The sequence below is a fragment of the Aeromonas sp. HMWF014 genome (assembly GCF_963878295.1).
Classification (GTDB): Bacteria; Pseudomonadota; Gammaproteobacteria; order Enterobacterales; family Aeromonadaceae; genus Aeromonas; species Aeromonas popoffii.
The window spans coordinates 28672-39364 of sequence record NZ_CAWNYS010000078.1; the positions used below are offsets into that span (position 1 = coordinate 28672).

General features: G+C 58.2%; 5 protein-coding genes and 3 pseudogenes. 3 read left to right on the top strand and 5 right to left on the bottom strand.

What is annotated here, in order from left to right; translation table 11 throughout:
- Positions 1 to 526: peroxiredoxin (locus AAC083_RS03065; protein WP_258224584.1), on the bottom strand; the 526-nt coding region annotated here is incomplete at its 3' end.
- A 146-nt stretch (positions 527 to 672) separates the two neighbouring features.
- Between AAC083_RS03065 and AAC083_RS03070 the strand changes: the two genes are divergently transcribed.
- Complete coding sequence (locus tag AAC083_RS03070; RefSeq protein WP_108535784.1) at positions 673 to 1581, top strand: hydrogen peroxide-inducible genes activator; 909 nt, start codon at positions 673 to 675, stop codon at positions 1579 to 1581.
- Between the two features lie 71 nt (positions 1582 to 1652).
- Here AAC083_RS03070 and AAC083_RS03075 read toward each other — a convergent pair whose 3' ends face one another.
- The gene (locus AAC083_RS03075) at positions 1653 to 3512 is read right to left on the bottom strand and encodes a leukocidin family pore-forming toxin (protein WP_108535785.1); all 1860 of its coding nucleotides are present in this window, start codon (positions 3510 to 3512) and stop codon (positions 1653 to 1655) included.
- Between the two features lie 528 nt (positions 3513 to 4040).
- Positions 4041 to 4297, bottom strand: a pseudogene (locus AAC083_RS03080) (transposase); the annotation flags it as partial.
- Positions 4298 to 4784: 487 nt separating this feature from the next.
- Here AAC083_RS03080 and AAC083_RS03085 point away from each other — a divergent pair.
- Positions 4785 to 5015 (top strand): annotated as a pseudogene (locus AAC083_RS03085) (IS4 family transposase); the annotation flags it as partial.
- Between the two features lie 264 nt (positions 5016 to 5279).
- Here AAC083_RS03085 and AAC083_RS03090 read toward each other — a convergent pair.
- A complete protein-coding gene (locus tag AAC083_RS03090) occupies positions 5280 to 9173 on the bottom strand; it encodes a non-ribosomal peptide synthetase (protein ID WP_108535786.1) in 3894 nt (1297 codons plus the stop codon).
- An 866-nt stretch (positions 9174 to 10039) separates the two neighbouring features.
- Between AAC083_RS03090 and AAC083_RS03095 the strand changes: the two genes are divergently transcribed.
- On the top strand, positions 10040 to 10426 hold the full coding sequence (locus AAC083_RS03095; RefSeq protein ID WP_108535787.1) for an MAPEG family protein: 387 nt from the start codon (positions 10040 to 10042) through the stop codon (positions 10424 to 10426).
- 107 nt (positions 10427 to 10533) lie between these two features.
- Here the strand turns inward: AAC083_RS03095 and AAC083_RS03100 are convergent.
- A pseudogene (locus AAC083_RS03100) lies at positions 10534 to 10693 on the bottom strand (DEAD/DEAH box helicase); the annotation flags it as partial.

The window sequence follows — 10693 nt, forward strand, 5'->3', positions numbered from 1 at the left end:
CCCACTGAGCCGGGCAGACTTCGCCATGCTCTTCGTGGAATTGCAGGGCATCGACCATGCGCAGCATCTCGTCGATATTGCGGCCTAGCGGCAGATCGTTGACGACCTGATGACGAACAACACCGTTCTTGTCGATCAGGAAGGAACCACGGAAAGCAACGCCGGCTTCCGGATGCTCAACATCATAGGCTTTGCAGATGTCGTGTTTCACGTCGGCGATCAGCGGGTACTTGACCTGACCGATACCACCCTCTTCCACTTTGGTGTTGCGCCATGCGTTGTGGGAGAACTGGGAATCGATAGAAACACCGATCACTTCCACGCCACGCTTCTGGAACTCTTCATAACGGTGATCGAAGGCAATCAGCTCGGACGGGCAGACGAAGGTGAAATCGAGCGGATAGAAAAACAGGACGGCTGCCTTGCCTTTGATGTGGGATGACAGGGTGAAAGTGTCAACAATCTCACCATTACCCAGAACAGCTGCAGCGGTAAAATCAGGTGCGGGACGGCCTACCAATACCATATTCAATTCCTCTTTATGTGAAGTGAACAATCCTGTCAGGATTGGGCTACCTAGAGCCAAGTCCGTCTAATTGAAGCGACAAACTATAGACCCGGTGGTAGATTAGTTAAATCAAATTAAATAGATAGCATTAATCGGGTTTTCCTATGCAACGTTGGCCCAGCCTGAAACAGCTGCAATATCTGGTCGCTCTCGACGAGCACAAGAACTTCAACCGCGCCGCCAAGGCCTGTCACGTCAGCCAGTCCACCCTCAGTACCGGGATCCAGACGCTGGAAGATATGATGGACCTGCAACTGGTGGAGCGGGACCACAAGAGCTTCATTATGACCCCGGTCGGCATGGAAATCGTCGAGCGCGCTCGCAATTTGCTCTCAGATGCACGGGATCTGATGGAGCTAGGCCAGCATCAGGGCGGGGTCATGCATGGCACGGTGCGGCTCGGCTGCATCCCCACCATAGCGCCCTTCCTGCTCAGCAAGCTGCTGCAGGTATGTGGCAAGAGCTATCCTGAGCTGGAATTGTTGCTGCGTGAAGACACCACCACCAACCTGCTCAAGCAGCTGGAGCAGGGGCAACTCGACTTGCTGATCCTGGCGCTGCCGGTAGAGATCGGCGGCTTCCACTGCAAGATGGTCGGCCAGGATCCCTTCCACATGGTGATGCCCGCCAGCATGGCGGCCGCTCTGCACACCCCGTTCGATTACAAGGAGCTGCCCAACCAGAGCATCTTCCTGCTGGAGCGGGAGCACTGCCTCACCGAGCATGCGGTGAGCGCCTGCCGGTTGCAGGACAAGAGCAAGATCAACCCGTTCGCCGCCACCAGCCTGCACACCCTGGTGCAAATGGTCGGCGCCGGGCTCGGCACTACCTTCCTGCCGCAGATGGCCATCGATGCCGGTATCCTCGACAACACGGATTTGGTGGCCATTCCCCTGCCGGGCGAGACGCCGTACCGCGAGATAGGCCTGGTGTGGCGTCCCAGCACCACCCGGGTACAGACCTTCTACAAGCTGGCCGAGCTGCTCACCCCGCTGATCGAACCCAAGGCCTGACTCTCGGCTGACCCCCATGAAAACGCCGGCAAGTTGCCGGCGCTTTTATTGGTCAAGATACGAACACTCAATCAGTAGACGTTTGGCTTGTAGTTTTCGAAGACCTTGGTGTAGCTGGTCAGGGTACGCAGACTGACGCCACCAAGCTGGCCATTCTCGTCATAGAGCCCCAGCTCCCCCGTCTGCGTGTTGTGACCCAACAGCTGATAGGTGCTCTTGTTGCTGAGCGCATCACTGTTAGGCTTCCACTCCCAACGTTGTCTCAGGTCCGAGCTGCAGATCTGCATCTTTCCGAGGTTGCTGGCATCCAGGCAGTAGCCGGTATCCCGTGCACTGACATAGCGGCCGTCCCGGTCATAGATGAAGGACTGGTCGGCCGACTTATCGTCACAAGTCACGGCGCTCACGTTTTGCTGGGTATTGACGCTCAGGCAACGGTTGTTAAAGCCCCCCAGCTGCAGATTGACCGGGCGACCGCCGGTAAACACCGGGTGGTTCCAGTCCACCGTAAAATGTTTGGATACAGTCACCCGTCTGCGCTTGTCGGTTTCCTCAAGGCCATGGTAGGTGGCATGAGTAGGGGCCAACATGAACGTGTGCATTTTGGCGCCGGTGTAGATGGGCCGGATGTTGACCGAGGAGTCAATGTTAAACACGGTGGTGCCCGTCTCGTCCGCTTTCGCCATGTAGATGACGTCCAGATTCGGCACGAACCCCTTGTAGCTGATCGGCTTGATGCGGCTGTGATCCACGTAGTACTTGAGGTCAGTGGGGAGGCTCTGCTTGGTGACGAGCAGGGAGTCCGCGCTCGCGTACTGCTCCCGCACCCAGCTGAAATTCACCTGCTGGGCGCTCCCCGAGTAATTGACCCTATAGTCCTGAGTGTCATAGGTGAGCGTGCGACTCTGGGTGAAGGTGCCCGAGCCATTCAGCATGGCCTTGGGCCCAGCCTTGCTCAGATCTCCACCGCCGCTTACCCCCACAGTGACGCCGGAGGTCACACTCTGCTTATACTCGGTGTTGAGGTTGGTGGGCTCGCTCTTGAGCACAGACGCCTTGGTGTTGGAGGCTGCGATGGTGAAACTGTAATCCTGGGCGATGGCGTCTGTGCCAAAGTCCATGTTTTCTGGCGTCCTCCAACTAGGGTTGTTGGTTGCAACATAGTCCAGCCTATTGTTGAGGTGGATGCCGGCACCGGCCGACTCCTCATCCAGCGAGATCCGCACCAACTTGGCGTCCGGCGTGGCGGCGCCCGTGGTGTCAGATTTCAGGGAGCGCATCAGATTGACCCGATAGACCAGCGAGATGTTCGGCGAGTCACAAAAATGCCAATCCCCCTGACCCCAACGGTAAGAGCGCGGGAAGGTGCACTCGGCGTTACTGATCGGGCGGTTGACGTTGAGATAGAAGGCCACGTGAGGCAAGCTGGCGTCAGCGGCGGCCGGCTGGATCAGGGAGCGTTTGCCCCGCTTGGCAAGACTCTCGACCTGCTCCATCACCTGAGAGAAGGCCGGATCATCGACGCCCCCCAGCGGGGTAAACAGCAGCGCCCCCTTGTAGGCGGAGACCAGCACCCAGTCCGCATCGAACGAAATACCAGTCAGCCGCTCCATGGCTTTTTTGGCCTGTTGCCGCTCATCCTTATCCGTGAGGGCGCTGAAATCGATGAAGACGCGCTCACCCTTCACCAGCACGCGTTCGTGCAGCTGCTCAGGGGTCAGCCCCCTGGTGGCTTGCTGCTCATCCAGCCAGATGCTGGCGTTTAAGTAGACAAGTCCCTGCTCCGATTGCAGGCTGGCCAGCATGCTGATGCCCTGATCGGTACGCTCGCCTATGTCTTCGGCCTGCACGCTGCCTGCCAGCAAAGCCAGGGTGAGTAAACTGAGAGTGGGAACCCGAGTGATGATTTTACGTGGTTTTTTATTTTTCATTGTTAATTCCTTGTCGAATCACGCCAGACTATTTCCATCATGAGGTGGAACAGCACCACCCTATTGTTGATGGTTATATTTCGGCGTGATACTGCTTGCTTGCCGAACAATGCCAACCATTTTTATCGCCGTGAATGAGCAGATGTTCATGGTAGGTCTTTCATATGGCAAAACAAGGACTACGATACAGTCTAGTGTGGAATATTCGGCGCTCGCCGATGCTATTACACGGTTGTCGCGCTGTCATAACGCTGCCCCTTTTTGATGCGGGCGACACCTGTTTTTAGCCTCGCGTTCCGGTTCATCGCCTGAACGATGAAGCGGGAGCCTGATGCCTTGCGAATTCTGCCGCGAGGAAACACTCAGGGCTATGAGATCGATATCATGGGGTGACCCTCCTCTGTCTGGTGATATTATATTGTCAGCCAACGCCCGCCACAGGCTGAATATTGCCCAGTGAACCGATGACGGAAATAAATTCAGATATATTTCGTTTTCTATCATCCTATTGATGACGGGCGTGGCATGTCTCGCTATCAGTTGATGGCAGGCTTTGCTGTCGTAAGCCCCATCAGCATCAACATGGCCCAGCGTGCGCCGCAGTGGGCTGAGCAATATTGGCAGCACCTCGGCGTCATGGACATTTTCCAACGACTATTCTGCCGCACGATATCCGGGCTCGCTGGATCAATCGCCAAATGCAACTTACGCCAGACTCGCCGCTTTTCAGCACCGTGTTTTATGACTTTCCACTCGCCATCACCAAATACCTTGAGGCCAGTTGATGATGGGGTGAAGTGACTTGCCCATGATGCAGACTTGAAGGGAATAGTGGTGATCAGAACGCCACATTTTCAGTTAGTTCCATGCAAGCTGCATCGATTTTGGAAACAACGCCATAAAGTAACCAAAAGAAATTTCTTCCTATTTTTATCCTGTTAGGACAAACGTCACTATTAACTTTTATGCCAATAAGAAGATACTATCTATCTTGATACTTCGTTCGGGTCCTGATGGAGTTTAATTAGGTTTTGTTCGAAATAAACTAATTACCCGCGACTTTGTGATGCAGTTCTTAACTATATATTATTTGTTTTTTTTATGTGGCTGGTTAAGGTTCTGTGCAGCTTTATTTTGTTATCTGATTTGCGCTGATCCGTACGGATCTGATTGGAGGGTGAGAACAAGGACCTCATGAACAAAAAATGAAAGATTTATCCATTTAAAATCAATTGGTTAGGATGTGGCGTTTTTGTGTCATATGACTTGTTCGCACCTTCCCTGAGAGTTCACATGGCGTTGGTCTTCCCTATCCATGATTTTGAGCTGCATGCGGTATGTGTTACCGGGGCATCTCCCGAGGTGGGTGGCAGGCTTCGGTAAACAAGCGGGCAGTTCGTATTACCCGCGAGAAGAGAGCGACATCACCCCCGCAGGGTAACGCCAAGAGCACAGCAGTACAGTGTGAAACAAGCCCATAAAAACAATGCCAGTCAGGCTTAACTGACTGGCATTCAGGCAGATACCTCCCTTTGTTCTATCAGGTCGGCAGCAGGTTCGTGAACGGGTGACTCATGCTGAACCCCATTCCTGCGATCTCACACCAAGGACTTTTTCGTACCTCCCTAACCAAATCGGACATTCTCGTCTCAGGCGCCCTACGCTGCGCTCCAATATCGCGGGGTGAATTCGGCCGGTTCAGCCGAGTGGTATCTCCTCGCCATGACACCGGAAAGATCTCGCGGCAAGCCGGGAGCCCCCCGAAACCTACGCCCATTCTACCAGGGCTTGCTGGCTGGCCCTGACGATCGGGGCCCGCCGCTGCAACTCGGCAGAGAATTGAGCGCCAAACTGTTCCAGATACTGGCGTTGCAGCAGGCATTCATGGGGCGCGTTCACCTCGTACTCTATCAACTTGCCGGAGATATAGGGCTGCCACAGCGACGGCTGCTGATCCTCGGGGCGCAGGATGTCGGTGGTGGCACGGATGAAGATCAAGTCGCCGTCGTAGCGTTGGTAGCTGCAGCGAGCGAGCAGCTCCAGCATCAGCTTTGAGTCATTCACCAACCGGGTTAGGAACTCCTCGCCAACCTGGCTGCCGCCCAGCACCTCCTCCATGGCACTCTTCAGCCCCTTGATGCCGGCGCGCGGCGCGCCGACGATGGCGCGAGTCATCCGGGTGATGATGGTGGCGTCGTCCAGTTTCAACGAGGCCGGCCCGCCTTGCAGCGGATAGCTGTCGAACATGCACAGGAAGCTGACCTCGTGGCCGTCGGCCTGCAGCATGGCGGCCAGGCGCAGCGCCAGATTGCCGCCCACCGACCAGCCGGCCAGCTGGTACGGCCCACGCGGCTGCACCGCCTGGATACGCTGTCGGTATTCCTGTGCCAACTCGTCCAGCGATCCGATGACGCGGTCCGGATCGCGCAGTATCGGTGACTGGATGGCGTACAGCGGCTGATCCTCCGGCAGGAAGGGCAACAGGCCGGCATAGGGCCAGGCGATGCCGCCGCCCGGATGGATGCAGAACAGCGGTGGTCGGCCACCCTGGACGCGCAGCGGCAGCATGGCGTCGAAGGGATCGCTGAAAGCGGCTGGCCGCTCCAGGCGTTGAACCAGCTGGCGCGGAGTCGGGGCGGCCAGGAAGTCGGCGATGCCCAAGGAGACGCCAAAGGTTTCCCTGATGTTGTTAATCAGCTGCAGACCTAGCAGCGAATGCCCGCCCAGCGCGAAGAAATTCTGATTGGCGTAGACCTCGCCGCATTCCAGCACCGTCGCGAACAGCCGGCACATGATCTCTTCTTCCGGGGTGCGCGGCGGCGTTTGCTCGCCGTCGTCCTGCAGCGTCGGCGTGGGCAGTTCGCCAGTGGCCAGTTTGCCGTTGGGCGTGAGCGGGAAGACCGGGACCACCATGATGACACTGGGGATCATGTGATGGGGCAATTGACGGCTCAGCGCCTGTTTCAGCCCCTCGCTGTCCAGCTCCAGCTGCTGGTTGGCCACATAGCCGACGATGGCCGGGCCTTGAGGCAGATCGCGCAGCAAGGCGACGGCGTCCTCTACACCGCTACAACCCAGCAGGGCGTTTTTGATCTCGTCCAACTCGATCCGCAGCCCGCGCAGCTTAATCTGGTTGTCCTGGCGGCCTTGATAATGGATGCGCCCAGCATGGTCGAAAAATACGCGGTCGCCAGCCCGGTACATGGTGTTGCTGGGGTCCAGGATATCGGGGACGAAGCCTTTGGCCGTCAGCTCCGGACTGTTGCGGTAACCACGGGCCACGCCGGGTCCGCCGATGAACAAGTCTCCCCAGGCGCCAGGCGGCAACAGCCGTTGCCGCGGGTCCACCACGTAGAGCCGGGTGTTGGCGGTGGCGGCACCGATGGACAGGTCGCCATCGCCATAGTCGGCGTTGATCGAGGTAGCGAAGGAGGTTTCGGTCGGGCCGTAGACATTGAGCAGGCGGCAGTGGGAGAAGCGCGCCAGCAGCGCCGGCGTGCAAGGTTCGCCGCCCAGCATCAGGACGGTGTCCCGGGGGAAGTCTTCGGTCTGGTGGTAGGCCAGCAGGCTGGGCGTCATCACCAGCAATTTGATGTTTTCCCGTTTTACCAGAGCGGCCAACGCCTTGCCGGGCGCGCTGGATACTTTATCACAGATGACCAGCGTGGCGCCGGCCAGCAGCGTCATCATGATTTCCAGAACCGACATGTCAAAACCGGCTGCGATGAATTGCAGCACGCGTTGGCCGGCTTGCAGCTCAGCCGCCCGGATAGCGGTGTCCGCGATGGGCACCAGGTTGCGGTGAGTCACTTCCACGCCCTTGGGTTTGCCGGTGGAGCCCGAGGTGTAGATCAGATAGCTGAGAGCCGCAGGGGCCACGCGGGGGAGCGGGAGAGCGGCAGGCGGCAGTGCATCCAGCGCCGCAGCGTCCAGGAAAAGCAGTTTCTCCGGCGCGAGCGCGGTTTTGAGGGCGTTGCCGGCGGTGACGATGACCGCGGCCGGCGCGGCATCGGCCAGGATGTATTCGATGCGGGCCTCCGGCAGTTCAGGATCAACCGGCACATAACCGGCGCCGAGCTTGAACAGCGCCACCGCCGCCACCGCCCATTCGACGCTGCGCGAGACGATGACGGCAACGTCGTCGCCGGGCCGCACGCCGCGCGCCAGCAGCAAGCTGGCCAGGCGGTCGGCGCGGTCATCCAGCTCGGCGTAGTTGAGTTCGCGCTCGCCTTGGCGCAGGGCCGGCAGGTGACCGTGGCTCCTCACGGAAGCAGTGAAGGCATCGGCGAAGACAGGTGAAGCGTCTGCCTGCGCCAACAACGGGTAATAGCGTTCGCGCTCGCCGGGCAGCAGCAACGGATAATCCTCGGCGAGGGTGTCCGGACCAGCGGCGAAATGCTCCAGCAACTGGGTCATCCGCGCGTAATGCAATTCCAGCGCCTCCAGCGGGTAGAGATCGGCGTTGGCGTTGAAGCCTATCTCCAACCGGCCGTCAACGTTGCGGTCGAAGATGTCTATACCGAGATGATCGGCAGGGCCGTTGGCGACGTTCTGCACCGTGGCTTCACAGCCATCGAAGCCCATATCCTGCTCATAGGCAACGATATTGAGCAGGGTGTTGAACAGTGGTTTTTGGCCGCGTTCCGCGTACAGGTCGCGGATCATGGCTTCCGAACGGTAGCCTTGGTGCAGCAGATGACGCCGCAACTGGCGTTGGATGTCCGCCGCGACCGACAATACCGTGGATTGTGGCGTAAACGAAATGCGCAGTGGCAATATGTTGGCCACCATGGCTGGGATCTCGCGCAGGGCCTTTAGCTGGCGGGCTGCTACCGGCATGCCCACCGCCAGATCGCTCTGGCCAGTCATCCTGTAAAGATAGGTAGCGCAGGCCGCAAGCAACACGCTGGACAGGCGAAGTCGATGCAACGTGGCGGCTTCCCGCAACCCTTCCACCGCTGCGCCGGAAAAGGTCTTGCGCAGCCGGTTCAGCTTGCGTAGGGGCATGTCGCCGGGCACCAGCTGAGTGGGAGCGGGCAGCTCCAGACAGTATTGGCGCCAGTAAGACTGGTCCTTGAGATAGGACTCGCTCTGGCGATACGCCTGTTCTGCTTCGAAGACCCGGCTCAGCGGCTGCGCTGGCAGAGACTCGATTGCCTCACCACGCGCCAACCGGACATAGCAGTCGGTGATGTGCTTGAACAAGATGGCGTGGCCGAAGCCGTCCACCACCAAGTGGGACCCCAGCTCTACCATGCAGTGGCGGCGGTCAGCCAGCTTGACGACCAGAAATCGAATCAGCGGTTGATGGGCAAGATCCATATCGCTGGTCAGCAACGCCTCTAACATGGCCGAGTAGGCCTGCTCCGGATCCGGTGTGGTGGACAGGTCGTGCCAGGAAAAATAGGTGTCGTGCAGTGTAGGGTTGAGGCGTTGTCGGTATTGCCCGGTGGCCTGGTCCTTTTCGAACGCGGCGCGCACAGTTTCGGCCTGCTGGCACACGGTTCTGATGGCCTGTTCCAGCAACGATGTCTGCAAATTTCCGTTGAATTCTATCACATCACACAGGTGATAATGGAGGTTGCGGCCTTCCTGACCAATAGCGAGACAGACTTCCTGCTGGGCCGCGCTCAGCGGGCAGCTTAATTCTTCATTTAACATATTTAACAAAATCCTGATGGCGATTTTTTGGTTTGCAGGAGGTGGCCTGTGACAAACAGATGAGTTACAAGAGCAATAACCTAAAAGGCTTCCCCACTGGGGGATAAAAATGGTCTCATACGAACCCCTAGTGTGGCAATTTATTTTTTAATTGGTTGCTTAAGGAGGGTGCGAATGAGTGGATCGTGTCTTTATCATGAGTCACGGGACTGGAAGCAGGCGATGAGCCCATTTGTCCCTGATGGAATTGGCTGGCGCCTCTATCAACGCGACGTACCCGTGCGCCCAGTTTCACCTCGGGTTTTGCCAGCCAGGGTCTGACCCACCTCGTGATCACGTCATGATTGCCTGTGTAACTGGTGGTTCTTCTCAACTCTGCTTACTGTGAGCTTGTGACTCTCCCCCGCTTGCTCAGGGCGCCCTCGTTACCGGAGGTCGGCCCTTTTCATACCGCTATTCCAAAATCGGCTTCAAATTCTCGATCATGGGCGAGCGCGACCACAGCCACATTGTGGTGAGATCTCGCTGTGTCAGCCCATCACGCCTGCCCGCCAACTACCTGCGTGCTGAGCCTTGCGAACCGCCCTGCGTAGCGCAGCTCATGCCCCGTGAACGAGTAGAATGCGCAGATAACTGTCGTCACGCTTACCGATGCCCAATCAGGTTTGCTTGCCACCACTAGCATGTTGCCGTGGCGCCAGTGGCCACCAGCGCGCTCGGCAGTTGATGAGCCCATGGCGGGTCAATCTGCTGCAATTTGCTGCTACCCTCAGAGGCAAACCATTGAGGCGCCAGCAATATCGGGGCAATCAACGCGAAAGCGGCTTGCAAGCGACTCGACATCATCAAACCGGGAGCCAGATACCATGACCATACTGCCTGTTTACGCGGCCCTGCTCGCCCTGCTGTTTGTGTTGCTGAGCATACGCACCATTCGTACTCGCCACCGTCAGGGGGTAGCGTTGGGGCATGGCGATGATCCTGCCATGCTGCGGGCCATGCGGGTGCACGCCAACTTTGCCGAGTATGTCCCCCTCGCCCTGCTGCTGATCTATTTTGTCGAATCCAGCCACCACACCCCCTGGCTTATCCATCTGCTGGGGGCCGCCCTGCTGTGCGGCCGCCTCAGCCATGCGTTTGGCATGAGCCGCACGCCAGAGAACTTCCGCTACCGGGTGGTAGGCATGGGGCTGACCTTTACGGTGATCCTAGTGAGCACGGCCCATATCCTGATCACGGCGCTGATCCCCTAACCGTTTGCTGGCCGGCTAAACGCTGACTCGCGGACAAAAAAAAGCCCTGCCAGATTGGCAGGGCTTTTTAGATCAACCGATCAGCTGGGGAGAGACTCCCGAGCCGCTTACTGGTTGTGGGTAGAGCGACGGGGGCGACGGGCCTGAGCCGGTTTACCCGCGCCATCAGCCGGACGCTGACCGCCCTGCGGCTTTGGCTTGCCACCGTTACCGGTGCGGGCACCGCCGGCGTTGCCGCCATTGGCGGAGCGACCGGCGCCCTGACGC